The 24,906-nt window shown below is 66.0% G+C and carries 29 protein-coding genes; 9 read left to right on the top strand and 20 right to left on the bottom strand.

The features are described from left to right. Nucleotides 1-117 precede the first annotated feature (117 nt). Nucleotides 118-1,077 (top strand): chemotaxis protein, encoded by a 960-nt coding sequence (locus MasN3_RS13090; RefSeq protein WP_281907615.1) that lies wholly within the window; start codon nucleotides 118-120, stop codon nucleotides 1,075-1,077. On the opposite strand, the gene MasN3_RS13085 is transcribed toward MasN3_RS13090, so the two are convergent. Then, a complete protein-coding gene (locus MasN3_RS13085) occupies nucleotides 1,078-2,214 on the bottom strand; it encodes a tetratricopeptide repeat protein (protein ID WP_281914505.1) in 1,137 nt (378 codons plus the stop codon). A 547-nt stretch (nucleotides 2,215-2,761) separates the two neighbouring features. On the opposite strand from MasN3_RS13085, the gene MasN3_RS13080 reads away from it, so the two are divergent. The 3 genes from MasN3_RS13080 to MasN3_RS13070 all read left to right on the top strand — a co-directional run bounded on the left by MasN3_RS13080 (nucleotide 2,762) and on the right by MasN3_RS13070 (nucleotide 5,685). Further along, nucleotides 2,762-2,959: a hypothetical protein gene (locus MasN3_RS13080; RefSeq protein WP_281907613.1), complete on the top strand. Its 198-nt coding sequence runs from the start codon at nucleotides 2,762-2,764 to the stop codon at nucleotides 2,957-2,959. 71 nt (nucleotides 2,960-3,030) lie between these two features. Further along, on the top strand, nucleotides 3,031-3,582 hold the full coding sequence (locus tag MasN3_RS13075) for a putative glycolipid-binding domain-containing protein (RefSeq protein ID WP_281907612.1): 552 nt from the start codon (nucleotides 3,031-3,033) through the stop codon (nucleotides 3,580-3,582). A gap of 132 nt (nucleotides 3,583-3,714) precedes the next feature. After that, nucleotides 3,715-5,685, top strand: a complete 1,971-nt coding sequence (locus MasN3_RS13070; RefSeq protein ID WP_281907610.1) for a peptidase U32 family protein — start codon at nucleotides 3,715-3,717, stop codon at nucleotides 5,683-5,685. Nucleotides 5,686-5,757: 72 nt separating this feature from the next. On the opposite strand, the gene MasN3_RS13065 is transcribed toward MasN3_RS13070, so the two are convergent. After that, entirely contained in the window at nucleotides 5,758-6,750 is a 993-nt protein-coding gene (locus tag MasN3_RS13065; RefSeq protein WP_281907608.1) for a Bug family tripartite tricarboxylate transporter substrate binding protein, read from the bottom strand. A 242-nt stretch (nucleotides 6,751-6,992) separates the two neighbouring features. Here MasN3_RS13065 and MasN3_RS13060 point away from each other — a divergent pair, with 242 nt between their 5' ends. Next, on the top strand, nucleotides 6,993-8,240 hold the full coding sequence (locus tag MasN3_RS13060; RefSeq protein WP_281907607.1) for a PEP-CTERM sorting domain-containing protein: 1,248 nt from the start codon (nucleotides 6,993-6,995) through the stop codon (nucleotides 8,238-8,240). Between the two features lie 7 nt (nucleotides 8,241-8,247). On the opposite strand, the gene MasN3_RS13055 is transcribed toward MasN3_RS13060, so the two are convergent. From MasN3_RS13055 to mltG, 13 genes are all read right to left on the bottom strand, one after another. Further along, on the bottom strand, nucleotides 8,248-8,946 hold the full coding sequence (locus MasN3_RS13055) for a glutathione binding-like protein (protein WP_281907605.1): 699 nt from the start codon (nucleotides 8,944-8,946) through the stop codon (nucleotides 8,248-8,250). 83 nt (nucleotides 8,947-9,029) lie between these two features. Further along, nucleotides 9,030-9,629 (bottom strand): NAD(P)H:quinone oxidoreductase, encoded by a 600-nt coding sequence (gene wrbA, locus MasN3_RS13050; protein WP_281907602.1) that lies wholly within the window; start codon nucleotides 9,627-9,629, stop codon nucleotides 9,030-9,032. A gap of 90 nt (nucleotides 9,630-9,719) precedes the next feature. Then, on the bottom strand, nucleotides 9,720-10,619 hold the full coding sequence (gene lpxO, locus MasN3_RS13045) for a lipid A hydroxylase LpxO (RefSeq protein ID WP_281907601.1): 900 nt from the start codon (nucleotides 10,617-10,619) through the stop codon (nucleotides 9,720-9,722). A gap of 184 nt (nucleotides 10,620-10,803) precedes the next feature. After that, entirely contained in the window at nucleotides 10,804-11,031 is a 228-nt protein-coding gene (locus tag MasN3_RS13040; RefSeq protein ID WP_281907600.1) for a DUF6139 family protein, read from the bottom strand. A gap of 119 nt (nucleotides 11,032-11,150) precedes the next feature. Next, nucleotides 11,151-11,351, bottom strand: a complete 201-nt coding sequence (locus tag MasN3_RS13035) for a hypothetical protein (protein ID WP_036206230.1) — start codon at nucleotides 11,349-11,351, stop codon at nucleotides 11,151-11,153. Nucleotides 11,352-11,531: 180 nt separating this feature from the next. Next, nucleotides 11,532-12,446, bottom strand: a complete 915-nt coding sequence (locus MasN3_RS13030; protein ID WP_281907595.1) for a methyltransferase domain-containing protein — start codon at nucleotides 12,444-12,446, stop codon at nucleotides 11,532-11,534. A gap of 120 nt (nucleotides 12,447-12,566) precedes the next feature. Further along, nucleotides 12,567-13,232, bottom strand: a complete 666-nt coding sequence (locus MasN3_RS13025; protein ID WP_281907593.1) for an ankyrin repeat domain-containing protein — start codon at nucleotides 13,230-13,232, stop codon at nucleotides 12,567-12,569. A 3-nt stretch (nucleotides 13,233-13,235) separates the two neighbouring features. Continuing rightward, nucleotides 13,236-14,018 (bottom strand): TatD family hydrolase, encoded by a 783-nt coding sequence (locus MasN3_RS13020; RefSeq protein WP_281907591.1) that lies wholly within the window; start codon nucleotides 14,016-14,018, stop codon nucleotides 13,236-13,238. Between the two features lie 74 nt (nucleotides 14,019-14,092). After that, nucleotides 14,093-14,611, bottom strand: coding sequence for a GNAT family N-acetyltransferase (locus tag MasN3_RS13015; RefSeq protein ID WP_281914503.1), 519 nt, complete (start codon nucleotides 14,609-14,611; stop codon nucleotides 14,093-14,095). A 58-nt stretch (nucleotides 14,612-14,669) separates the two neighbouring features. Further along, nucleotides 14,670-15,062, bottom strand: coding sequence for a PilZ domain-containing protein (locus tag MasN3_RS13010; protein ID WP_370662283.1), 393 nt, complete (start codon nucleotides 15,060-15,062; stop codon nucleotides 14,670-14,672). A 4-nt stretch (nucleotides 15,063-15,066) separates the two neighbouring features. Beyond that, nucleotides 15,067-16,086, bottom strand: a complete 1,020-nt coding sequence (locus tag MasN3_RS13005; RefSeq protein WP_370662363.1) for a DNA polymerase III subunit delta' — start codon at nucleotides 16,084-16,086, stop codon at nucleotides 15,067-15,069. Between the two features lie 2 nt (nucleotides 16,087-16,088). Beyond that, nucleotides 16,089-16,712 carry a dTMP kinase gene (gene tmk / locus MasN3_RS13000; protein ID WP_281907587.1) on the bottom strand — a complete coding sequence of 208 codons (624 nt, stop codon included), beginning with the start codon at nucleotides 16,710-16,712 and terminating at the stop codon, nucleotides 16,089-16,091. Continuing rightward, nucleotides 16,709-17,707, bottom strand: coding sequence for an endolytic transglycosylase MltG (mltG, locus tag MasN3_RS12995; protein WP_281907586.1), 999 nt, complete (start codon nucleotides 17,705-17,707; stop codon nucleotides 16,709-16,711). The genes tmk and mltG overlap by 4 nt, the downstream gene beginning before the upstream one ends. Before the next feature lie 134 nt (nucleotides 17,708-17,841). On the opposite strand from mltG, the gene ygfZ reads away from it, so the two are divergent. From ygfZ to MasN3_RS12980, 3 genes are read left to right on the top strand one after another with little or no spacing between them, the layout of a single operon-like run. Beyond that, a complete protein-coding gene (gene ygfZ / locus MasN3_RS12990; RefSeq protein ID WP_281907584.1) occupies nucleotides 17,842-18,912 on the top strand; it encodes a CAF17-like 4Fe-4S cluster assembly/insertion protein YgfZ in 1,071 nt (356 codons plus the stop codon). Nucleotides 18,913-18,915: 3 nt separating this feature from the next. Then, nucleotides 18,916-19,212, top strand: a complete 297-nt coding sequence (locus tag MasN3_RS12985; RefSeq protein WP_281907582.1) for a DUF4936 family protein — start codon at nucleotides 18,916-18,918, stop codon at nucleotides 19,210-19,212. A 3-nt stretch (nucleotides 19,213-19,215) separates the two neighbouring features. Beyond that, on the top strand, nucleotides 19,216-19,974 hold the full coding sequence (locus MasN3_RS12980; protein WP_281907581.1) for an NRDE family protein: 759 nt from the start codon (nucleotides 19,216-19,218) through the stop codon (nucleotides 19,972-19,974). 7 nt (nucleotides 19,975-19,981) lie between these two features. On the opposite strand, the gene MasN3_RS12975 is transcribed toward MasN3_RS12980, so the two are convergent. The 3 genes from MasN3_RS12975 to MasN3_RS12965 are packed head-to-tail and all read right to left on the bottom strand — an operon-like array spanning nucleotide 19,982 to nucleotide 22,008. Next, nucleotides 19,982-20,890 (bottom strand): SDR family oxidoreductase, encoded by a 909-nt coding sequence (locus tag MasN3_RS12975; RefSeq protein WP_281907579.1) that lies wholly within the window; start codon nucleotides 20,888-20,890, stop codon nucleotides 19,982-19,984. Between the two features lie 19 nt (nucleotides 20,891-20,909). Further along, nucleotides 20,910-21,692 carry an SDR family oxidoreductase gene (locus MasN3_RS12970; RefSeq protein ID WP_281907577.1) on the bottom strand — a complete coding sequence of 261 codons (783 nt, stop codon included), beginning with the start codon at nucleotides 21,690-21,692 and terminating at the stop codon, nucleotides 20,910-20,912. Between the two features lie 13 nt (nucleotides 21,693-21,705). Then, complete coding sequence (locus MasN3_RS12965; protein ID WP_281907576.1) at nucleotides 21,706-22,008, bottom strand: Dabb family protein; 303 nt, start codon at nucleotides 22,006-22,008, stop codon at nucleotides 21,706-21,708. Between the two features lie 271 nt (nucleotides 22,009-22,279). On the opposite strand from MasN3_RS12965, the gene MasN3_RS12960 reads away from it, so the two are divergent. Further along, the gene (locus MasN3_RS12960; RefSeq protein ID WP_281907575.1) at nucleotides 22,280-23,980 is read left to right on the top strand and encodes an MFS transporter; all 1,701 of its coding nucleotides are present in this window, start codon (nucleotides 22,280-22,282) and stop codon (nucleotides 23,978-23,980) included. Nucleotides 23,981-24,047: 67 nt separating this feature from the next. Here MasN3_RS12960 and MasN3_RS12955 read toward each other — a convergent pair whose 3' ends face one another. Both MasN3_RS12955 and MasN3_RS12950 read right to left on the bottom strand, forming a co-directional pair. Beyond that, on the bottom strand, nucleotides 24,048-24,296 hold the full coding sequence (locus MasN3_RS12955) for a hypothetical protein (protein ID WP_281907574.1): 249 nt from the start codon (nucleotides 24,294-24,296) through the stop codon (nucleotides 24,048-24,050). A 74-nt stretch (nucleotides 24,297-24,370) separates the two neighbouring features. Further along, nucleotides 24,371-24,904, bottom strand: coding sequence for a DUF2939 domain-containing protein (locus MasN3_RS12950; protein ID WP_281907573.1), 534 nt, complete (start codon nucleotides 24,902-24,904; stop codon nucleotides 24,371-24,373). Nucleotides 24,905-24,906 lie beyond the last annotated feature (2 nt).

Raw genomic sequence — 24,906 nt, 5'->3', positions numbered from 1 at the left:
TGTTTTCCAGCTGTGTCCAGGTAGAAAACCACAACTGATTTGCGGCAGTCTTTACGGTCGAGGATGTTTCCCACGTAAAATGCTTGCCTATCAGCACTATTTTTCTCATGGCGGAATATGAAATCGGTTCAGCAGGAAGTCGACGAGCGCAGCAATCTTACCGGCACCAATAAATTCGAGCTCCTCCTGTTCCGCCTCGGTGGCGACGAGAACGGCGAGCGCAGCGAGCTCTTCGGCATCAACGTGTTCAAGATCCGCGAAATCGTGGCGATGCCCGAGATTACCGCCGTGGCCGGCTCAATGCCCCACATGCTCGGCGTGGTGAACCTGCGTGGCCAGATCATCCAGGTGCTGGACCTGCCCGCGATCGCCGGCGTCAAGCCGAAGACCGGCCTGAACATCATGCTGGTGACGGAGTTCGCCCGCTGCACCCAGGCCTTCGCAGTGGAGAGCGTCGAGGAAATCGTGCGCCTGGACTGGAACCAGGTGATGTCGGCCGAGCGCGCCGCCGGCAGCGGCATGGTGACCAGCATCGCCCGCCTGCCCGAGGAAAACGGCCAGCCCAGCCGCCTGGCCCAGGTGCTGGACGTGGAAACCATCCTGCGCAACATGAATCCCGATTCCGGCCCCGAGATCAACCAACGGACCGTTGGCGCCAAGATCCAGATCAAGCCCGGTTCGGTGGTGCTGGCCGCGGACGACTCGGTGGTGGCGCGCGCGCTGATCGAACAGGGCCTGGAAGCCATGGGCCTGCCCTTCATCATGGTCAAGAGCGGCAAGGAAGCCTGGGACCAGTTGGGCAGCATCGCGAATGCCGCCGAAGCCGAAGGCAAGACCGTGCACGACAAGATCGCGCTAGTGCTGACCGACCTGGAGATGCCGGAAATGGACGGCTTCACGCTGACCCGCAGCATCAAGAAGAGCGGCCGCTTCGGTGGCCTGCCGGTGATCATCCACTCCTCGCTGTCCGGCACCACGAACGAAGAGCACGTCAAGAACGTCCAGGCCGACGCCTATGTGGCCAAGTTCTCGGCCGAGGAGCTGGCGGCGACGATCCGGCGCCTGCTGCGCCAGTAATCAGGTGCCCGGCACCGCAGCAGCGCCAGAGGCGGACGCTTCCCGTGCTGCCGCGGCCATGTCGGCTTCCACTTTTTCGGCAGCCCGCGCATCGCCTGCCTTGCGGTACAGGCTGCTTAACAGCTCCACGGTTTCCCTGGTTGCCGGGTGGCCTGGACGCGCGCGCAAGCGGATCGCCAGTGCGCGCTTCCAGCTTGCCGCCGCTTCGCTCGCGCGGCCCTGCGCCTGCAGGCTACGACCTTGCTCATAGAGTACCGCGGCAACTTCCGAATGGTCCTTGCCGATGGCGGCCTCGATGATCCTCAAGGCCCGCAGCAGCGCCTTGTCTGCGTCGGCATGCCGGCCTTGCGCGATATAAAGCCTGCCCAGCTCGGTCATGCTGTAGGCAAGGTCGACATGGTCGGGCCCCAGCAGCTGTTCGCGCATCGCCAGTCCCGCCAGCAGCCTGGCCTCGGCTTCCCGCAACTGACCGGCCTCGACGAGCGCCGCGCCAAGGCCGGTAAGGGCGCTCGCCACCGAGTGGTGGGCACGGTCGCCGAAATCCGCCTCACGCACGGCCAGCACGCGCCGGAACGTGGTCAGCGCCTGCTCGTGCCGGCGCTGGGCGCGCTCGTTGTAGGCCAGGTTGTTCAGGTCGTTCAGGATGTGCGGATGTTCCTTGCCGAGTTGCTCCTCGATCAGCGCCAAGGCTTCCTCGAACAAGGGCTGCGCTTCCCCGTACTTGCCCGACTCGTACAGCAACTGGGCCAGCGCAGCGCGGCTGTGGGACGCCTGGCTCGAGGCTGCGCCGAACAATTGTTCCCGTATCGCAACCACCTTGCGAATGTGGAATTCGGCCCGCGCCATCTGATCGCGTGAAACGTACAAGCGGGACAAGGAAGCGTGACTCTCCGCCACGCCGTTGTCCATCTCTCCCGTCGACTTCATCCGCAGTGCCAGCGCGCGGCGAAATCCTGCTTCAGCCTCGTCCAGGCGGCCGTCCTCCGAATCGACCTCCCCGAGGTAGTCGAGTGCGGCGGCCAGCGTCTCAGCCGTGGTGCCAGGCAGGGATTCCAGCAAGGCGATCTGTGCCGCCAGGTGCATGCGCGCCTGTCCGAGCTTCTGCTGACGATGGTATGCAGTGCCCAAGTCTCCCAGTGCCCCCGCAAAGACGGCGCCAGCCCGTACATGCCTGCCCCGCTGCCTCGATCGGCGGCTGCCCGGAACCAGCGAACGGCAGCCTCATCGTCGTTATGGACACCCTGGGCCTGGAACAGGCGCCATGCCAGGCTGACCATGGCGCCTGTGTCTCCGGCTTCCGCCGCCTGGCGCAAGCCCTGCAGGGAGTCAGGCGAACTCACGGGCCGGGCCGAAATGTCGGCCAGTGATGGCAGGGACACGCAGGCGAGCGGGAGCAACAACAGGGTGTGGCGCAGGAACATGGAGAATTCAGCCTGAAGCCGATGCGGAAAGAGGCGAATAGTGTGTCGCTGCGGTCTTCATGTCAACGCGGTATGCATGACAGTCGTTCCATTGTAACAAGCGCTAACACAATTGCCCGTGTGCGGGCCGGCAAGGCATATACTATTGACAACAAGCCGGTACGTTATCGGGGGTACCGGCCAGGCGGGGAACGCGTTCTCCGCCGACAGGACAAAGCGGGTTCGCGTGGCATGGGTGCCGCCATTCCCGCAGAGAGCACATCATGCCGCAACGACGACGAGACGACGACACCGCAGTAACTGCCGAGTACGCCTTCTTCCTGGCGGAAACCCGGGGCCTGCGCTTCGCCCTCGACTACCTCGACAACTGCCACATCCCGCGCGACATCCTGCTGCGCGCCTACGACCAGCCCGAGCGCCGCCGCAAGGGCGAACGGCGCCGTTATCCCAGGAACGACTGAACCCTCGCTTCCCGAACGCCTGCAGCCGTCCCGGCACCGTGCTACCGGTAGCTGCTGGATCGGGAGGGGTCATGGGACAAGCATACCGCTGGCAGCCGCTCGACGGCATCGGGCTGGAACACCTGCATCTCGATTACCGGGACGAGGTGATCGTCGCCGACGGGGTCGTGGTCGGCGATCGCGGCGACGGGCCCTTCGGCTGCAGCTACCGGATCTGTTGCGATGCCGCCTGGCGGGTGCGCTCGGTCGAGGTGCACGCCGCCGGCGGCGCCTCCTTGGTGCTCACCAGCGACGGCAGCGGCCGCTGGTGCGACGGCGACGGCGTCGCCCAGCCCCAGCTTGCCGGCTGCATCGACGTCGACATCGCCGCCACACCTTTTGCCAATACGCTGCCGATACGGCGGCTCGGCGGCGCGCTGCGCCAACGCACCCGCATCGCGGTCGTCTACATCCCGGTGCCGGCTTTGATACCGCGGCGCATGGAACAGGCCTACACCAGGCTGGCCGGCCAGCGCTACCTGTACGAAGGGCCGATCGGCGAATTCCAGGCGGAACTGGAGCTCGATGCCGCCGGCCTGGTGCGGCACTACCCTTCGTTGTTTGCCCGGATTGGTGATCCTTGAGCGGCCCGGCAGCGTCGCGATCTGGCGACGCTCGCCCCCGAAGTCGCATCCGAGGCCTGAATCTGCGACCCGAGAATGACTTAACGCCTTGATTTGGCTATAATTTCGCCCTTCGCATCAAGGATTCCCGCCATGTCACTGCTCGACCACCAGCTTGAACTGCTGTCGCCCGCCAAAACCGCCGAGATCGGCCGCGAGGCGATCCTCCACGGCGCCGACGCGGTGTACATCGGCGGCCCCGCCTTCGGCGCGCGCCACAATGCCAGCAATCCGCTGGAGGACATTGCCGCCCTGACCGAATTCGCCCACCGCTACCGCGCCCGCATCTTCGTGACCATGAACACGATCATGCACGACAGCGAACTCGAGCTGGCCCGCCAGCAGATCTGGCAGCTGTACGAGGCCGGCGTCGACGCCCTGATCATCCAGGACATGGGCCTGCTGGAGATGGACCTGCCGCCGATCCAGCTGCACGCGTCGACCCAGTGCGACATCCGCACGGTGGAGAAGGCGAAGTTCCTGGGCGAGGTCGGCTTCTCGCAGCTGGTGCTGGCGCGCGAACTGACCGTCGAGCAGATCCGGAAAATCAAGGCGCAAGTCGATACCCCGCTCGAATACTTCGTGCACGGCGCCCTGTGCGTGGCCTTCTCGGGCCAGTGCTACATCTCGCACGCCGACACCGGCCGCAGCGCCAACCGCGGCGACTGCTCGCAGGCCTGCCGCCTGCCCTACACCCTGAGCGACGGCCAGGGCCGCGTGGTCGCCTATGAAAAGCACCTGCTGTCGATGAAGGACAACGACCAGAGCCGCAACCTGGAAGCCCTGGTCGACGCCGGCATCCGCTCGTTCAAGATCGAGGGCCGCTACAAGGACATGGGCTACGTCAAGAACATCACCGCCCACTACCGCCTGCTGCTCGACGAGCTGCTCGAGCGCCGCCCGGAATACGCGCGCGCCTCCAGCGGCAACACCCGCGTGCTGTTCACCCCGGACGTGGACAAGAACTTCCACCGCGGCCACACCGACTACTTCGCGCTCGGCCGCCAGGACGACATCGGCGCCTTCGATTCGCCCAAGTACATCGGCGTCGAGCTGGGCACGGTCACCCGCATCGGCCCGGACTTCATCGACCTGGCCACGGATGCGCCGATGGCCAATGGCGACGGCCTGAACTACATGAACAAGCGCGAGACGGTCGGCATCCAGGCCAACACGGCCGAGAAGCTGGGCGAGGACGAGGATGGCCAGCGTTGGCGCGTCTACCCGAACGAGGTGGTCAAGAGCCTGGCCGGCCTGAAGGTCGGCACCATCGTGCACCGCAACCGCGACCACCACTGGGAGTCGGCGCTGTCGAAGAAGTCGTCCGAGCGCAAGCTGCGCGTGGATCTGGTGCTGGCCGAACAGCCCGGCGGCCTGCGCTTGAGCATCCGCGACGAGGACGGCATCGAGACCTCGACCGATGCCGCGATCGCCCTGCAGCCGGCCCAGCAGGCGGCCCAGGCCGAAAGCGCGCTGCGCACCGCCATCGCCAAGCTCGGCAACACCATGTTCGAGGCCGGCGCGGTGGAGCTGCGTCTGTCGCAGCCCTGGTTCGTGGCCTCCAGCACGATCAACGCGCTGCGCCGCGACGCGGTCGCCGCCCATGAAGCGGCGCGCCTGGCAAGCTGGGAGCGCCCGCAGCGCAAGGCCAAAGCAGAGCCGCCGGCGCTGTACCCGGACCAGCAGCTCAGCTATCTGGCCAACGTCTACAACGACAAGGCGCGCGCCTTTTACCACAAGCACGGCGTGCAGCTGATCGACGCCGCCTACGAGTCCCACGAGGAGCCGGGCGAGGTGTCGCTGATGATCACCAAGCACTGCCTGCGCTTCTCGTTCAACCTGTGCCCCAAGCAGGCCAAGGGTGTGCAGGGCGTGCAGGGCCAGGTCAAGGCCGAGCCGATGACCCTGGTGAGCGGCAACGAGCGCTACACCCTGCGTTTCGACTGCAAGCCCTGCGAGATGCACGTCGTGGGCGCGATGAAGGACAACATCCTCAAGCAGCCGCCGCCCTCGGCCGTGCCGTACAGCCCGCTGGTCTTCCACAAGCAGCGTCCGCGCGCCTGAAGAATTTGACCAAATGGTAAAAAACGCCGCCCGGTTGCCCGAGGCGGCGTTTTTTTTGCGGGAGCACGGCGATCAGTCCACCGTCGCGCCGCTGTCCTTCACAACCTTGCTCCAGCGCGCATGCTCGGCCTGCACGAACTTGCCGAAGTTCGCCGGGGTGTCGCCCACGAAGTCGGAACCGGTATCGGCCAGCACCTTCTGGAACTCCGGCCCCTTCATGACCTTGATTGCCTCCGCATTGATCTTGGCGACCACGTTCGCCGGCGTCTTGGCCGGGGCGAACATGCCGTACCAGGCGTAGGACTCGATCTGCGGCAGGCCGGCTTCGGCGAAGGTCGGCACGTCCGGCAGCAGCGGCGAGCGCTTGGCGCTCGAGATCGCGATCGGCTTGACCTTGCCGCTCTTGATATGCGGCATGATGGCGATGGTGCTGTCGAACATCATCGGGATGTGGCCGCCCAGCAGGTCGGAAATGGCCGGCGCCGAACCTTTATATGGCACGTGGGTCATCTGCAGCTTGGCCACGCTGGCGAACAGTTCGCTGGTCAGGTGCTGAGGCGTGCCGTTGCCCGAGGAGCCATACGAGAACTGGCCCTTCTTCGACTGGATGAAGGCCATCAGCTCCTTCAGGTTCTTGGCCGGCACCCCCGGACCGGCGACCAGCACCAGCGGCACGCGCAGCAGGTTGGTGACCGGCGCCAGGTCCTTCAGCGGGTCGAAGCTCATGTTCTTGTACAGGCTCGGGTTGATCACGATCGGTGCGCTCGAGGTGATCAGGAGGGTCGAGCCGTCCGGCTTGGCGCGGGTGACCGCCGCCGAGCCGATGTTGCCGCCGCCGCCGGCGCGGTTGTCGATCACGAAGGATTGCCCCAGCCCCTGCGTCAGGCCCTTGGCCAGCGGGCGCGCCGCGATGTCCGAGGGACCGCCCGGCGGCCATGGCACCACCACCGTCACGGTCGAACTGGGCCAGTTCTGCGCCAGCGCGCTGAAAGAAATCGCCGATGCCGCCACTAGACATGCCAGCTTGAAAGTGGCCCCTCCAGCGGTGCCGAAAAATTGTCGCATAGTCTCCATCCTTTGTTGATGAATTGGTATTGAGTCTGCAGTTTATCCTATCCAAAGCCCGTCAACACGGGGTGCACGCTACGTGGAAACACGTAGGGTTGCGCGTCGATCCGGCCACGCCCGACCTATGCAAGCGCACTAATTACAACATCGTCATCAGTTTTCACGAAGGAAACCTAGCTTAATTACAATAAATGATCTACGCTGTAGGAACTCTCCTACTTGTTCAATATTTATTTGCCATGGACCGTAGCTACCCCTCTAGCCGTCGATCGCTGCTGCGCACACGCCGGCACACGCGCGTCGCGCTCGCAGGCGGGGCCGCCCTGCTAGGCGCGATTGTCGTCAGCATCTTCACATGGGAGCCTGAGCCGATCGCGGCCAACGTCCCGGCGGCGTACACCGCGACGCTGGCCCTGAACGCGGCGCCGGGCAGCACGGAACCGGTCCAGCGCGGCGTGCGCCGCATCTATCCGTACTCGGTGGTGCCCGGCGGCGTCGCCGACCAGGCCGAGCTGCAGCGCGTCATCCGCACCGATCGGGTGGTGGCCGCGCACTACGCCAGCTTCGACGCCGCCAAGGCGCGCCCCACCGTGGTGGACAAGCCGCGCGCGGTGCACGTGTCCTACCGCAAGGGCGACAAGGTGTACTGGACCGCCCACAAGGTCATGCTGAGCCCGGGCGAGACCCTGCTCAACGACGGCCGCAACGAGATGCGGGCGCGCTGCGCCAACCGCATTTCCGACCTGCCCCAGTACCCGGTGGAAGCCCACCGGCCCGCCATGGAAGAACTCGACCAGCCGATCGAGCTGGCCGAAGGTGAGCAGTACGCGTTGGTGTCGAGCGGCCTGCCCGAGACGATACACGCCGCGAGCAGCATGCAGCATCATTTCGCGCCGGGTGCGCCGGTACAGCAAGCCAGCGCCGCCCGCAGCGCCGCCAGGACGGCCACCGCCCCCCTCCTTGCCGACACCGGGTTCGACATCAGGAACATGGGCCCGGTCTCGACGGTGAACCTGCTGGGCTTCGTGGGCGGCACGGATAACAGCCCGGTCAGCGAGCCCGCTGCGCCGGAGCCTGACCCGGCTGCGGGGACGGGAGCCAGCGGCGGCGAGTCGAGCTCGCCTTCGCCAGGCGGCAGCCCGCCGGGCGAAGGTCCGGCTGACACCGGCCCGGTCACGGGTCCGGCGCCCGGCGCCGCGCCTGCGCCTACGCCGCTTCCCGGTGGCGAATCGCCCCTGCCCACGCCTGGGCCCGGCGTCGATCCCGCGCCCGGCCCCGTGACGGAGCCGCAACCGCCTCGCCCCGGACCGGCGCCACCCTCCCAGCCCGCCCCGGAACCGGCGCCCGGGCAGCCCAAGCCGGAGCCGCTGCCGCCGCAGACCGTCGTGCCGGCGGCGCCGGCGGAAGTGCCGGAACCCGGCAGCCTGTGGCTGTTCGCCCTGGCGCTGGCCGCGATGGCCGGACTGCGCCGCCGGCGCGGCGCCTGAGCCCCGCTCAGCCCGGAATCTTCAGGCCCGCGGCCACGGCGGGACGGGCGCGGAAGGCCTCCACCGCCGCCGTCACGCGCGGAAAGTCCTGGATGCCCACCAGCTCGCCGGCATCGTAGAAGCCGACCAGGTTGTTCACCCATGGGAAGATGGCGATGTCGGCGATCGTGTACTCCTCGCCCGCCACCCAGCGGTGCTTCGCCAGCTGGCCCTCGAGCACGCCCAGCAGCCGCTTCGATTCCTTGACGTAGCGGTCGCGCGGGCGCTTGTCCTCATAGTCCTTGCCGGCGAACTTGTGGAAGAAGCCCAGCTGGCCGAACATCGGTCCGATCCCGCCCATCTGGAACATCAGCCACTGGATGGCCGCATAGCGCTGCGCCGGATCGCTCGGCAGGAAGCGGCCGCTCTTCTCGGCCAGATAGAGCAGGATCGCGCCGGATTCGAACAGGGGCAGCGGCTTGCCGCCCGGCCCGTTCGGATCGATGATGGCCGGAATCTTGTTGTTGGGGTTGAGCGAAAGGAAGGCCGGCGACAACTGGTCGTCGGTGTCGAAACTGAGCTTGTGCGGCTCGTAGGGCAGCCCGGTTTCCTCGAGCATGATCGATGCCTTCACGCCGTTCGGCGTGGGCAGCGAGTACAGCTGGATGCGGTCGGGGTGCTGCGCGGGCCACTTGGCGGTGATGCCGAAAGCGCTGAGGTCGGTCATGATGGTCGTCCATTCGGTTGCAGGACTGCCAACGATAGCAAAAACCGCGGCGGCCCGCCGAAGCGGGGCCGCTTTTCGCCCTTTTAGCCGAACAGCTTGGCGGCGGTGCGGGCGATCAGCTCGCCCTGGTGGCGGGCGCCGCCCAGTTCGAGTTCGCTCGGCTGGCGCTCGCCCTTGCCGCCGGCGATGGTGGAAGCGCCATACGGACTGCAGCCGACGATCTCGTCGAGCGTCATCTGGCCCGCATAGCTGTACGGCAGGCCGACCACCGTCAGCCCCAGGTGCAGCAGGTTGGTGATGATCGAGAACAGGGTCGTTTCCTGGCCGCCGTGCTGGGTGGCGGTCGAGGTAAAGGCGCCGCCGACCTTGCCGTTCAGGGCGCCGCGCGCCCACAGGCCGCCGGTCTGGTCGAGGAAGGCCGCCATCTGCGCCGGCATGCGGCCGTAGCGGGTCGGCGCGCCGATGATGATGGCGTCGTAGTCGGGCAGATCGTCCACGGTCGCGATCGGGGCCGCCTGCTCCAGCTTGAAGTGGGCATTCTTCGCGATCTCTTCCGGCACGGTCTCGGGGACGCGCTTGACGTCCACGGCGGCGCCGGCCGCGCGCGCGCCTTCGGCGACCGCATTGGCCATCTGCTCGATGTGACCATAGGTCGAGTAATACAGAACCAGGACTTTCGCCATGCCTTCCTCCCTGAGGTGATTGACAAAAACCCTATTCTGCTGCGAACGGGATTTTCGCGGCACGCGCTAGGCGCCCGGCTGCCGGCCGGATCAGATCCAGTAGATGAAGGCGGCCAGCGCGACCACCAGCCCCACGCGGACGATGTTATAGGCCGTCTTGTTCCACGCCTTGAGGCGGCGGCGGTACTGGCCCATGTAGAAGGAGATGCGGAACAGCTTGCTCACCAGGCCGACCTGGTCGCCGCTTTCGTTGGGCGAGGCGGCGGCGGTCATGACGGTGCGGCCGAACCAGCGGTTGAACGCTCCCATCCAGCGGTAGCGCATCGGACGCTCGACGTCGCAGAACAGGATGATGCGGTCGCTCTCGCTGCCGTTGATGGCCCAGTGGATGTAGGTTTCGTCGAAGACCACGCCCTGGCCGTCGCGCCAGCTGTGGCGTTCGCCGTCGACCTCGATGAAGCAGCGGTCGTCGTTCGGCGTGGCCAGGCCCAGGTGGTAGCGCATCGAGCCGGCGAAGGGATCGCGGTGCGGGTTCAGCTTGCCGCCCGGCGGCAGCTCGGCGAACATGGCCGCCTTGACCGAGGGAATCGACTGCAGCAGCGCATAGGTCTGCGGGCACAGGCGCTCGGCCGACGGGTGGCTGGCGTCGTACCACTTCAGGTAGAAGCGCTTCCAGCCGTTCTTGAAGAAGGAATTGAAGCCGGCGTCGTCGTTCTGCTCGGCCGCCTTGATCTTCTTGAGCGCCAGCAGGTTCTCGGCCTCGGCGCGGATGACCGGCCAGTTTTCCTGCAGGCGCGCCAGTTCCGGGAACTCGCTCACCGGGATGAAGGGCGTGCTCGGGACCCGCGAGAACTTGTGCATGAAAATGTTAATCGGCGCCATGAACGACGAATGGTCGAAGATCTGGCGGCGGAAAGGCAGGCGCACACGGCCACGGAAGTGGATGTGCAGGATCGACAGAACATAAAAACCGACCACGACCCATTTCATTGCGACCTCCGTCCTTGCTGGCTTACCTTGATGAGGGACGCAGGATATCACAACAGCCAGGCGGCCGTCGGCGGCGGAGTCGTAATTCTGGGAAACTATGTTACGCCGGCAACTCCGTAGGGGGGCGCCGGCGCGCCGATGCATGCTGTGGTCCGGCACCGGCCGGACCCGGGAGAAACGCTACTCAGTGCTGGACCGAGGTGATCGCATACCCTTTTTCGCTGATCTGGCCGGCCACATTCTCGATGTCGTAGTCTTCCAGCTGGTCGGCGTCGTCTGCGACCTCGATGGCGCGAGCCTCGATTTCCCAGTCGGTGTTGGTGGCTTCTTCAGGGATATTGCGTGCTTCCGGCACTGCCAGGTAAGACAGTTTGCCGTCGGTATCTGGTCGGCGGTAAATATCCAGGCGCATAGTCGTTTCCTCAAAGTCAAAGCCCGCTTTCCCGATGAAAGCGGGCACTTCCACAGTAGAAGATAGCAACGCTGTCGTCTGTTAATTGACCCACACTCAGCCGCGCACTGCGGCCCGGCTCAGCGGCCGGGGGACGCGCCGAGGATCCGCGCCGGCAGCATGACGATGGCGCGCAGCAGCTCGAACACGGCCTCGACCCCGATGCCAAGCAGCCGGAATGGCAGCAAGACCAGCCAGACCAGCGGGTAGAGCACCAGGGCCAGCAGGGCAATGGGCCAGCACAGGAACAGCAGCAGCAACCATAGCAGGAAACCTAACATTGTTCTCGCTCCTTTGGTAAGTCATCCCTGCCGGTGGCAGGTTTGATCGGGCAGGACAAGCGTAGATTGTCGTGCAAGCAGGAACAAGCGCTCTGCGACAGACGGGGCAAAAGGCGGGGTAGATGGAAGAAAACGCCGGGCGGGTGGCCGGCCGGCCGTGCGCCGGCCGGCGGGGAGGAATCAGGCGAAGGCCGTTAGCTGTTCGCTCACGCGCTGATTCACCAGCTGCGTCCTGATCGAGGCCTGCAGCGAGGGAATCGAGCCGCCCGCCCGGTACTGAAAAGCGACATGCACCAGGTCGCCCGCCTCGACCCTCAGCGGCTGGGCCAGCGGCAGCGTCATGTAGTGGTTGAGCCAGTCGATGGTCCTTGCTTCTTCCTGCACGATGGCCAGCACGTTCTTGGTAATGAAGCGCATGGCATTGAGCGTACCGCTGCGCTCCATCGGGATCCCGCCTTCCCAGGCGAACACATTGTCGACCGGCTGGCTGAAATCGATCAGGCTGTACACGGCCGGCTGGCCCAGCTCGACGGTGCCCGGATAGACGACGCCGGTTTCCTGGAATTGCACGATCGGCGCATGAAAGCCTTCGAAATCGTATTCCTGCTCGATCGGCTGGGCCGCCATGATCACCGCCTCCGGCAGGAACACCGGCAGCGGGCCGCCGAACCTGGCCAGGTAGCGGCGCTTGAAGGATTCGATCACCTCAACCTGCTTTTCGCGCAGCATGGCGACATGGATCATTTCGCAGATCACGACGTCGACCGGCTCGGGCGGCAAGTAGTCGAAGGCGTCGGCATGGATCACCTCGACCTTGTGGCCATTCGGGTTCAGCGCCAGGAACTTGCGCGCCTCGCGCACCATGTCGGGGTTGAATTCGACGCAGTAGACCTTGGAGGCGGCCTGGGCAGCGAAGAAGGACAGCACGCCGGTGCCGCCGCCCAGCTCCAGCACTTTCGCGCCCGGCTTGACGGCGTAATGGATCGCCGACTTGAAACTGTGCATCCGGTTCTGGTCCATCAGCATATTGTGATGGTAGTGCACTGGGATGAACTGCCCCAGGTAGCAGCTCTCGATTTCGCGTTCGTTCAACATGCTCGGTCCGTCTTCCTTCATGGTCATTGTCCGTGAAGGCATTATGGCCAAGGATGCGCGCCGTGCATGCGCGGAGCTGCGGGGTGTTTACCGCTTAGTTCCTAGCGGAAATGTAAATGACTAGCGCTTGAAGCCGGAAATCGTGGCCGCGATCCCGGCCTGGCCGGCGCGCTCGGCGATCTGGGCGGCCGTCAAGCCTTCGCTGTTCTTCAGTGCCGGGTCGGCGCCCGCCTCCAGCAGCAGCCGCACCATGCCCGGCTGGGCTTCGCGGGCGGCCATCATCAGGGGCGTATAAGCGCCGCTCTGTCTCGGCGAGCGCGCATCCAGGTTCGCCTTGCGGGCGATCAGCAGGCGCGCGATATCCTCAGCGCCGCCGGCGGCCGCGTAGTGCAGCGGGGTCCAGCCAGGGCGATTGACCTGCGCGCCCTTGGCCAGCAAGGCTTCGGCGGCGCGCAGGTTGTTCTTGAAGGCCGCCATCATCAGCGCCGTGTTGCCGTTCATCGCCCGGGCTTCGAGATCGATGCCGGGATGGGCCAGCAAGGCCTGGAACACCTGCATCGCGCCCTCGCGCACGGCCAGCACCAGCGCCGGCTCGCCGCCCACCGGATTGATCTCGTTCGGGTTGACGGTCTTGCCAGCCATCTCCCTGACCGCGGCCGCATTGTCGACCTGGACCGCGCGGAAGAAGCTGGCGACCTGCTCGGGCGTTGCCGCCGCGGCCAGGCCGCCGTGCAGTGCTGCCGCCAGCAGGCAGCTACAGAAGAGGGCGCGGCGGGTCCGGGTCATGGTTCAGGCCTTTGCAGTCGTGAACAAGTTGAAGAAATTCGCGCTGGTCTGCGCCGCGACATCGCGCAAGGAGACCCCCTTGAGGTTGGCGATGAACTCGCCGACGTGGGCAACATAGCCCGGCTCGTTCATCTTGCCGCGGAAGGGCACCGGGGCCAGGTAGGGCGAATCGGTCTCGATCAGCATGCGCTCGAGCGGCACCGCCCTGGCCACTTCCTGCAGCTCCTTCGCGCTCTTGAAGGTGACGATGCCCGAGAAGGAGATGTAGAAGCCCTGCTCCATGGCAGCCTGGGCGACCTCGAGCGATTCGGTGAAGCAGTGCATGACCCCGGCCACCCCGCCGGCATCGGTACCGGCGCCCTCTTCCTTCATGATGCGGATGGTGTCGCTTGACGCAGAGCGGGTATGGATGATCAGCGGCTTGCGCGTTTCGCGCGAGGCGCGGATATGGGTGCGGAAGCGCTCGCGCTGCCATTCGAGGTCGCCCTCGAGGCGGTAGTAGTCGAGGCCGGTCTCACCGATGGCGACGATCTTCGGATGCTGCGCCAGTTCGACCAGTTGCTGCACGCTCGGCTCGGGCGTGTCTTCGTAGTCAGGATGGACGCCGACCGAGGCGAAGATGTGCGGGTGCTGCTCGGCCAGGGCCAGCACTTGCGGGAAGTCCGGCAGGTCGACCGAGACGCACAGGGCGTGCGTCACCTTGTTCTCGGCCATCTTGGCCAGGATCTCGGGCATCCGGGCAGCCAGCTCCGGGAAATTGATGTGGCAGTGGGAATCGATAAACATCCCGGTATTGTACCCGGAGGGAGTCGATCGGGCAGAGCAGCGCCCCGCACCGACGGGACGCGTCCGAATCGGGCTCAGGCCACCCGCTTGCCGAGGATGATCAGGTCGCGCTCGATCCCATCGAGGTTCGCCACGCGCGGAAAATGCGCCCACTTCTCGAAGCCGTACTTGCCGAACAGGGCCAGGCTGGGCGCGTTGTGGCCGAAAATGAAGCCCAGCAGGGTGTGCACGCTCACCTTCGGCGCGTAGGCCATCGCCAGCTCCAGGCAGTAACGCCCGATCCCCTTGCCGCGCGCCGCTTCGGCGATGTAGATCGACACCTCGGCCGTTCCCGAATAGGCCGGGCGGCCGTAGAAATTTGAGTAGGACAGCCAGCCCAGCACTTCCGGCTGCTCGGCCGTATCGTCGGCGGCATGGATCACCCACAGCGGACGGCGCTCCGGCGTATGGTCGGAAAACCATTGTTCGCGCGACTGCACGGTGATGGGGTCGGTGTCGGCGGTGACTTCGCGCGAGGCGATGGTCGAATTGTAGATGTCGACGATGACGGGCAGGTCGTCGCGGGTGGCGAGGCGGTGGACGTAGGACGGCATGAAAGAAGACAAGTTAAGCGCAGCTGATCGACAACCAGCAAGGATTAGGAAAACTGAACTAGAGCGTGTGGGTGGCGCGCGCCGAGCGCAGCGCCGCCCCGAGGATTTCTTCGATGCGCAGCTTGGCGCGCTGGCCGGCTTCGTCCGACGGGAAGTGTACGCCGATACCCTGCGCCTTGCTATTGTTCGCGCCCGCCGGGGTGATCCAGGCCACCTTGCCGGCGATCGGGTATTTGTTGGGGTCGTCCATCAGCGACAGGATCAGGTAGATCTCGTCGCCGATCTTGTAGGGCTTGGTGGTCGGCACGAACATGCCGCCGTTCTTCAGGAAGGGCATGTAGGCCGCGTACAGCGCCGCTTTTTCCTTGATCGCCAGCGACAGCACGGACGGCCGCGGCTGCTGCGGGGCCGGGTTTGCCTGCTGCTCTGCGGGGTGGGCGTTCATCGGCATCCTTTCATGCGCAGCACGAAGTGTACTCAAGCAACATATCTTCGACAAACAATTTTGCCGACAGCGGGTGGTCGGCGACCGCGCGGCGCTCGTTGGTGGCCTTGATCACCCGGTTCAGGCCGGCAGTAGACACCCTGCCGGCCAAGGCCGCAAGTTCGCGCTGGTAGCGCGGATAGTAGCGTATCTTGCCCGACAATTTTACCGAGAACACATCATAGAGCCAGCGCTGTTGCCACGCCACCAGGGCCGGCAAGGATGCCTTCGCCAGCTTTTCCGCCGCGCGCAGGGCGCCGTCGACGGCCGGATTGGCCAGGAAATGCAGCAAGGCGTCCATCTCCTCGCGGCTGCCCGACTCGGCTTCAAGCAGGGCGGCCAGCGGCGCCCCGCCCTGCTCGCACAGCCAGCTGTCGGCATCGGCCACGCCCTGCTCCTTGAGCCAGGCCAGCGCTTCCTCGTGGGAGGGCATCGGCAGCGCGAACTTGCGGCAGCGCGACAGGATGGTCGGCAGCAGGCGGTCGAGGCTGTTCGAGGCGAGCAGGAACACGGTGCCCGGCGGCGGTTCTTCCAGGGTCTTCAGCAGCGCGTTCGAGGCCGGCATGTTCAGGCTTTCGGCCGGATACAGCACCACCACGCGCAAGCCCTGCCGGTGGGTGGAGATGTTCATGAAGTCGGCCAGGGCGCGCACCTGCTCGATCTTGATCTCTTTCGAGGGCGCCTTGCCTGACTTGGCCTTGCCGGCTGGCTCGGCGCCATCGTCGCCCTCGGCGGCGGGCTCGTCTTCCAGGGCTTTCGGCCGCACGCGGCGGTAATCCGGATGGTTGTTCTGCAGGAACCAGCCGCAGGAGGCGCAACTGCCGCAGGCGTGGCCGTCCGGGCGCACGTTCTCGCACAGGAGCGCCTGCGCGAAGCTCTCCATGAAGTCGGCCTTGCCGACGCCGGCCGGGCCGTGGAACAGGATGGCATGCGGCAGGCGTGCGCGCATCTGCTGGAGCCGCGTCCACGCCGCTCCCTGCCAGGGGTACATCGTCACAACAATTTCTCCAAAACTTCGGCCAGGCGCACGCGGATGGCGTCGATGGTCGCGGTCGAATCGACCACCACGATGCGCTCCGGGAATTGCGCCGCGCGGCGCAGGTACTCGCTGCGGCACTTCTCAAAAAAGTCGGCCTGCTCGCGTTCGAACTTGTCGAGCGTGCGGGTGGCGTCCAGGCGCTGGCGCGCCACCTCGAGAGGCACGTCGAACAGCAGGGTGAGATCCGGCTGCAGGTGCGGGTGCACCCAGTGTTCCAGCGCTTCGAGCTTGGCCCGGTCCAGGCCGCGCCCCCCGCTCTGGTAGGCGAAGCTGGCGTCGGTGAAGCGGTCCGACAGCACCCAGTCGCCGCGTGCCAGGGCCGGCTCGATCACCCGGGCCATGTGTTCGCGGCGGCTGGCGAACATCAGGAGCGCCTCGGTTTCCAGGTGCATCTTCTCGTGCAGCAGCACATCGCGCAGTTTTTCGCCCAGCGGCGTGCCGCCCGGCTCGCGCGTGGACACCACGGTCTTGCCGCGCGCCGCCAGGAAGTCGGCCACGAACCCGATGTGGGTCGATTTACCGGCCCCGTCGATGCCCTCGAAGGTGATGAATGTTCCTGTCTTGCCCTGCTCCGTCATTGGTTGATCCGCCGCTGAAACTGGTTGACCGCCCGGTTATGGTCGTTCAGGTTGTCCGAGAACTGGCTGGTGCCGTCGCCGCGCGCCACGAAGTACAGGGCCTCGGTCTTGGCCGGCGCCAGCGCCGCGTGCAGCGACTGGAGGCCCGGCAGGGCGATCGGGGTCGGCGGCAGGCCGGCGCGCATATAGGTATTGTAAGGGGTGTCGGTCTGCAGGTCCTTCTTGCGGATGTCGCCGACGAAACGCTCGCCCATGCCGTAGATCACGGTCGGATCGGTCTGCAGCATCATGCCGGTGCGCAGGCGATTCACGAACACGCCGGCGATCATGTTGCGCTCGCTCTTCTGCCCGGTTTCCTTCTCGATGATCGAGGCCATGGTCAAGGCTTCATAGGGAGTCTTGTACGGCAGGCTGGGGTCGCGCCCTTCCCAGGCGGTCTGCAGGTGCTTCATCATGGCCTGGTGGGCCTTCTTGTAGATCTCGAGCTCCGACGAGCCCTTGGCGAACAGGTAGGTGTCCGGGAAGAACAGGCCTTCGGGCGCCTTGTACTCGCTCGACACCTTCTGCATCAACTCCTCGTCCGACAGCTTGACGGTGTCGTGGCGCAGGCGCTGATGGGCGGCGATGGCCGCGCGCATCTGGCGGAAGGTCCAGCCTTCGACGATGGTGATGGCTTCCTGCGCGAACTCGCCGCGTACCAGTTGGGTCAGGAGGCGGCGCGGCGAGGTATCCGGCTTGAGCTCGTAGCTGCCGGCCCTGATCCGGCCGGCCTCGCCGGTGACGCGCGCCAGGATGTTGAACAGCTGCGGATTGACCGGCACGCCGGCCTTGACCATCTGCTGGGCGGCCGAGCCGACCCCGCTGCCCGGGGCGATGCTGAATTCGACGGGCTTGCCGCCGGTGTCGAGCGGGCTTTTGGCCCAGTACGAGAAACCGGCGACCGCGGCCACCGAGACGATGACGCCGGTGACCAGGAGTTTTTTGATGAATGCCATATGTTGTTGTGGTTTTCGCCTCGGGTTCGACCGTGAGTTTGGCCGCCCTCGGCGCGATTTTGCCGACATCTTTATAATGAGCCCGTAATGATAAAGCTTATTTTGCAGTTCAATTGCTAATACTAACTGGATTTATGCTCAACTGGACAGATACCCTCTCCTCGCTCGGCGCCCGCTTCCATATTGACGAAGCCTCGCAAGTCGAAGACTTCGGCCGTCCCCTGGCCGCCGGCGAGCTGGCCGATGGATTCGTGGCCACGGTCACCGACCTCGGCATCATCGCCGCCGAAGGTCCTGATGCCGCCAGTTTCCTGCACAACCAGCTGACCAACGACGTCGAGCACCTCGGCCGCGACGAGGCCCGCCTGGCCGGCTACTGCAGCCCCAAGGGACGCCTGCAGGCGACCTTCCTGTACTGGAGGAGCGCCGCGGCCGAACCCGATACCGTGTACCTGCAGCTGCCGCGCGCCATCCAGCCGCCCCTGCAGAAGCGCTTGAGCATGTTCGTGCTGCGCGCCAAGGCCAAGCTGCGCGACGCCACGCTCGAGGCCCCGTTCGCCGCCGTGCTGGGACTGGGCGGCGCCAAGGGCGAGAGCGCCCTGCGCCGTCATGTGGCCGAATTGCCGGCCGCGCCCTACGGCAAGGTCGACGGCCCCTGCGGCACCGTGATCCGCCTGGCGGACGTGTTCGGCGCGCCGCGCTACCTGTGGCTGACCACGGCCGAGAGCGCGAGTTCCGCCCTGCCGGGGCTGGCGGGCGAGCTGGCCCTGGGCGGCAACCAGGCCTGGCAGCTGGCCGCGATCCACGCCGGCGTGCCGCAGATCACCGCGGCAACCCAGGAGCAGTTCGTGCCCCAGATGGTCAACCTCGAACTGCTGGGCGGCGTGAACTTCAAGAAGGGCTGCTATCCGGGCCAGGAAATCGTCGCGCGCAGCCAGTATCTTGGCAAGCTCAAGCGCCGTACGGCGCTGGCCACGGTCGCCAACCCGGCCGCGCGCGCCGGCGACGAAGTGTTCGCCATGGCCGATCCCGGCCAGCCCTGCGGCATGGTGGTGAACGCGGCCGCGAACGGCCTTGGCGGCGCCGACCTGCTGGTCGAGATCAAGCTCGGCGCGCTCGGCGAGGACGTGCGCCACGGCGCGGCCGGCGGCCCGGCGCTGGCCTTCCAGCACATGCCCTACCACCTCGACGCGCTCGAGCTCTAAGGCATGATCGACCTGTACGTGTATTACAAGGTACGCATCGAGGACGCCCTAGCGCTGGCGCCACGGGTGCGTGCCATGCAGCTGCGGCTCACCGGCGCGCGTGACGAGCACGGCGGCGCACTGCTGCAGCGCCGGCCGGAGGCGCGCGACGGCCTGCAGACCTGGATGGAAGTCTACCCCGGCGTGGACGAGGCCTTCGGCGCGCGCGTCGAACAGGCCGCCGCCGATGCCGGTATTGCCGGTCTCATCCAGGGAGCACGCCGCTCCGAAGTATTCATCGACCTCCTACCGGGGACCTGACCCATGTGCCTGATCGTCCTTGCCTGGCAGGTGCTGCCGGGCGTGCCCATCATCGCTTGCGCCAACCGCGACGAGTTCTATGACCGCCCGGCCACGCCTGCCGCTCCCTGGCCCGAACATCCGCACGTGATCGCGGGCCGCGACCTGCAGGGTGGCGGCAGCTGGATGGGTGTGACAACGGACGGCCCGAACGGCCCGAAGTTCGCCGCCCTGACCAACATCCGCGGCCCGGCCGAGCGCCGCGAGCACGCCCCTTCGCGCGGCGAACTGGTCGCGGGCTTTCTCACCGGTTCGCAATCCGCGGCCGACTACCTGGACGAGATCGTGGCGCGCGGCGACGTCTACAACGGCTACAACCTGGTGCTGGGCGACCGCGACACCCTGTACTGGTATTCGAACCGCGGTGGCAAGGACGCGCGCAACGGCCAGCCGCTCGAGCCGGGCCGCATCTACGGCATGTCGAACGGCCTGCTGGACGCGCCCTGGCCCAAGGTGCTGCGCACCAAGGCGCAGTTCGCCAGCCTGCTGTGCCAGGCGGCGCCGGAAGACGCCTATTTCGAAATGCTGGCCGACACCACCCGCGCGCCCGACCTGCGCCTGCCGGAAACCGGCATGCCGATCGAGGTCGAGCGCATGCTCTCGCCGGTGTGCATCGAGATGGAAGGCTACGGCACCCGTACCTCCACGGTGGTCAAGCTGTACCGCGAGGGCGAGCCGGAGCTGCACGAGCGCGTGCTGCAGCCGGACAGCCAGGTGGCGTGAGACGGCGCTAGCGCCGCTCCTTCACGCCAGCCCGCAACATCGCGCTGATCTGCGGCGTCGCCGCGTACGGGTCCGCCGGCGGCTGGCCCTGCACGATCGCCGCGAAGCGCTCTTCGACCGAGCCGAGCACCTGCGGATGCGAGTAGATATAGAAGCGCTCCTCGCGGATCCCCTCGAAGGCGATGCGCGCCACGTCGGCCGCGCTCAGCTTGCCTGACCCGACCGCCTTCTCGGTCAGCAGCTGCGCTGCCGCCTGGCTGGCGGTGACGCGCTCGTCGCTGGCCAGATCATCGGGCCGGTTGCGATGGGAATGCGCGATCCCGGTCGGCACGAAATAGGGACACAGCACCGAGGACTTGACCGGCGCCTCGACCAGCTTCAGGTCGTGGTACAGGGTTTCGGTAAGCGCCACCACCGCATGCTTGGACACGTTGTAGACGCCCATGGCCGGCGGCGTGAGCAGCCCGGCCATCGACGCCGTGTTCACGATGTGGCCTTCGAAACCGGGATCGCGCCGGGCGCACTCGAGCATCACCCGGGTGAAGACGCGCACCCCATGGACCACGCCCATCAGGTTCACGCCGAGCACCCAATCCCAGTCCTGTTCCGAGTTCTCCCAGACCAGGCCGCCGCAGCCGACGCCGGCGTTGTTGAACACCAGGTGCACGTGGTGGAAGCGCGCGATCGCCGCATCGGCCAGTTCCTGCACGTGCGAGGCCTTGCTGACGTCGCACACCATCGACAGCACCTCGGCGCCGCCTGCCATCAGCTCTTCGGTCGCGTGCTCGAGCGCCCTGGGCTGCACGTCGGCCAGCACCAGCTTCATGCCCAGGCTCGCTGCGGTATTGGCGAACTCGCGTCCCAGGCCGCTGGCGGCGCCGGTGATGACGGCCACCTTGCCGCGAAAGTCCTTCATGTATCCTCCCCGTTATCGATCAGACCGCCGAGACGCCTCCGTCGACGGCCAGCGTCTGTCCCGTGATGTGCTTGCCCGCATCGGACGCAAACAGCACCACCGCGCCCTTCAGGTCCTCGTCGTCGCCCAGGCGGTTCAAGGGCGCGTCCTTGGCCAGGTTCTCGGCGCCGAACGCGGCCAGCACGCCCTTGGTCATCTTCGACGGGAAGAAGCCGGGCGCGATCGAATTCACGGTAATACCATAGCGGCCCCATTCGCCGGCCAGCGCACGCGTGAAATTCACGACCGCGCCCTTGGAGGTGTTGTAGGCGATGGTCTGCATGGTGCCCGGCGGATTGCCGGCCAGGCCGGCGATCGACGAGATGCTGATGATGCGGCCGTGGCGGCGCGGGATCATGGACAGCTTGCCGACCGCCTGGGTCACCAGGAAGATGCTGCGCACGTTCAGGTCCATCACCTTGTCCCAGGCTTCGAGCGGATAGTCCTCGGCCGGGGCGCCCCAACTGGCGCCGGCATTGTTGACCAGGATGTCGATGTGGCCGAGGCGGCCGATCGCTTCCTGCACGAAGCGCCCGACCTCGTCCTCGCTGGACAGGTCGGCGGCGATGGCGCTGGCGTCGATGCCGCGGCCGGTCAGGTGGGCAACGGCCTGGTCGAGCTCGTCCTGCTTGCGCGCGGAGACGAGGACGCGGGCGCCCTGCTCGCCGAGGGCTTCGGCCATCTGCAGGCCGAGGCCGCGCGAGCCGCCGGTGACGATGGCGGTCTTGTTCTGGAGGGAGAAGAGTTCCTGGGTGGTGCGCATGTGGGGCCTCCGATCAGATCTCGTAATCCATGCACTGCCTGCCTTCGCGCACCGCCCCGATGAAGGGCACCACCGCCTTGTGGGTCGGATGGTGGATGTAGGCCTCCAGCGCAGCCCGGTCCGCGAATTCCGAGTACAGCACCACGTCGTAGGTCGCTTCCAGGCCGGGCTGGGCCAGCATCACCTCGAACTTGAGCTGGCCCGGCACGATGTTCGCGCATTCGTCCAGCCGGCGCTTCATCTCGCGCGCGTTGGCCAGCTTGTCGGCGCCTTCGGCTTCATCCTTCAACTTCCACATCACGATATGTTTGAGCATGCTTCGATTCCTTCTTTGGGGATGATCGAGGATAGCATGATCAGTACGGTCGTTCGTAAATATTTTGGCAAGTCGACTTGCGCGGCGCAGCATTTCAAGCGCTAGAGTGTAAACACGCTGGAGGCTGAAAACTTGCTGCAATTGCACAGCTCGACTGTAAGTTCCGCGTAAGTTTGGAGTAATTATCGTGTAAGGAAACCGGAACACACTCCGCGACAGCTGACAAACAATCAGCAATTCCGGTGACACTAAAACCTATACGGAGACACACATGGCAATCACACCCGGCATGACCGCCGGAGGGAAAGCTGCACCTTCCTCCTCCGGGATCACCAAGGAAGAGCGGAAAGTCATTTTCGCTTCTTCCCTCGGCACGGTGTTCGAGTGGTACGACTTCTACCTGTACGGCTCGCTCGCCAGCATCATCGCCAAGCAATTCTTCATCGGCGACCCCACCACCACCTTCATCTTCGCCCTGATGGCCTTCGCGGCCGGCTTCATCGTGCGCCCCTTCGGCGCGCTGGTGTTCGGCCGCCTGGGCGACATGATCGGCCGCAAGTATACCTTCCTGGTGACCATCCTGATCATGGGCGCCTCGACCTTCCTGGTCGGCCTGTTGCCGAGCCATGCCAGCATTGGCATCGCGGCCCCGATCATCCTGGTCTCGCTGCGCATCCTGCAGGGCCTGGCGCTGGGCGGCGAGTATGGCGGCGCCGCCACCTACGTGGCCGAACACGCGCCGCACGGCAAGCGCGGCCTGTTCACGGCCTACATCCAGACCACCGCGACGATCGGCCTGTTCCTGTCGCTGATTGTGATCCTGAGCACCCGCACCGCCATGGGCGAAGAAGAGTTCCAGGCCTGGGGCTGGCGCATTCCCTTCCTGATCTCGGTGGTCCTGCTGGGTATCTCGGTGTGGATCCGGCTGTCGATGAACGAGTCGCCGGCCTTCGCCAAGATGAAAGCCGAAGGCAAGACCTCGAAGGCCCCGCTGTCGGAAGCCTTCCTGAAGCCGAAGAACGCCAAGGTCGCCTTCCTGGCCCTGGCCGGCCTGACCATGGGCCAGGCCGTGGTCTGGTACACCGGCCAGTTCTACGCCCTGTTCTTCCTGACCAAGACCCTGAAGATCGACGAGCCGACCGCGAACATCCTGATCATGATCGCGCTGGCCCTGGCCACGCCCTTCTTCATCTTCTTCGGCGCGCTGTCGGACAAGATCGGCCGCAAGTGGATCATCCTGGGTGGCTGCGTCATCGCCGCCGCGACCTACTTCCCGATCTTCAAGGCGATCACCCACTACGGCAACCCGGCCCTCGAACGCGCGATCCAGACCGCACCGGTCGTGGTCGTGGCCGACCCGGCCACCTGCCACTTCCAGGTGGACCCGACCGGCACCAAGAAATTCCCGTCCTCGTGCGACATCGCCACGCGCATGCTGACCGCTGCCTCGGTGAGCTACAACATCCAGCCGGCACCGGCCGGCACCGTGGCCTCGGTCAAGGTGGGCGACGCCACCTTCCAGTCCTTCAACGCCGTCATGACGCCGGACAAGCTGAACTTCGACGCCGCCTCCAAGGCCCAGGAAGACGCGCTCAAGAAGCAGGTAACCGGCGCGCTGAAGACCGCCGGCTACCCGGACAAGGCCGACCCGGCCGCGATGAACAAGCCGATGCTGGTGCTGCTGCTGTTCATCCTGGTGCTCTACGTGACCATGGTGTACGGCCCGATCGCGGCGATGCTGGTGGAGATGTTCCCGACCCGCATCCGCTACACCTCGATGTCCCTGCCCTACCACATCGGCAACGGCTGGTTCGGCGGCATGCTGCCGACCGTGACCTTCGCCCTGGTGGCCTTCAAGGGCGACATCTACTACGGCCTGTGGTATCCGATCGTCATCGCCCTGGCGACCGTCGTGATCGGCGGCCTGTTCATCCGCGAGACCAAGGATAACGACATCTACGCGCACGACTGATAGCACGCCAGTCGAACGAAAAATGCCGCTGGAGACAGCGGCATTTTTTTTGAAGCGGGCCAGGCGCCTAGCGCTTGATCGGGTCGAGCAGCTTGCTCTTCGGGGCGATCAGCAGCACGGCGAACCAGCCGATGAAGCTCAGGCAGCGCCAGACGGCAAAGAAGCAAAGAAAGTAGACCAGCCACTGCGCCCAATCCTGCGGGGAGCCCATCCCGCCCGCACGCAGCAAGGGCAGGCTCAACAGGCCGCCGAGCCCGCTCAGCAGTCCTACGAACCACCACGTACGGCCCAGGCCAGTCCTCGTCACATCTGTCATCACGCTCTCCGCATGCTGGAAACGGCAGCGATGTTAACACCGCGGCGCGCGAATAAACTCACCAATCGTCACGATCACTCTTCGCGCAGCTCGACTCCCGCCAGCTTCCAGTTCCACAACCCGTGGCGGTCGAGCACGAAGGCCAGGCCGCCACCGTCCACCCGTTCGACCAGCACCTGGTTCCAGTCGCGGTAAGACAGGCCGTAGTTCAGCTTCTCGCGCGGCGCGTCGCCGCCCGGCGGCGGTCCTTGCGGTTCGGGCTGGACGCGGATCTCGCCGGCCTCCAGCATCGCGGCCACGCCGGCCGGCGAGACCGCGGCGTCGACCACCGGATCGATCACCGCCAGCGCCATCGCCCTGCCGAAGGAGGCGAACGGGTTCGCGCCCGGCGCGTCAGGCCCGCCGTCCGCGCCCAGGCGCTGCATGACCTGACGCTTGACGCTCTCGCGCAGCTTCGGATAGTCGACGTAGCGCGATAATGCCGCGGCGTCGCGCGCCTCGACCGCGGAGAACATGCGGTACAACTGCCAGTGCGGGCTGGCCCAGGTGGCAACGGCAAGGGTTGCGACGGCGATGCCGGCGCCGATGGCAAGCGGTTTTGTTTTCATCG

The sequence above is a fragment of the Massilia varians genome (genome assembly GCF_027923905.1).
Classification (GTDB): domain Bacteria; phylum Pseudomonadota; class Gammaproteobacteria; order Burkholderiales; family Burkholderiaceae_D; genus Telluria; species Telluria varians_B.
This window is presented reverse-complemented; position numbering and strand designations above follow the sequence as displayed.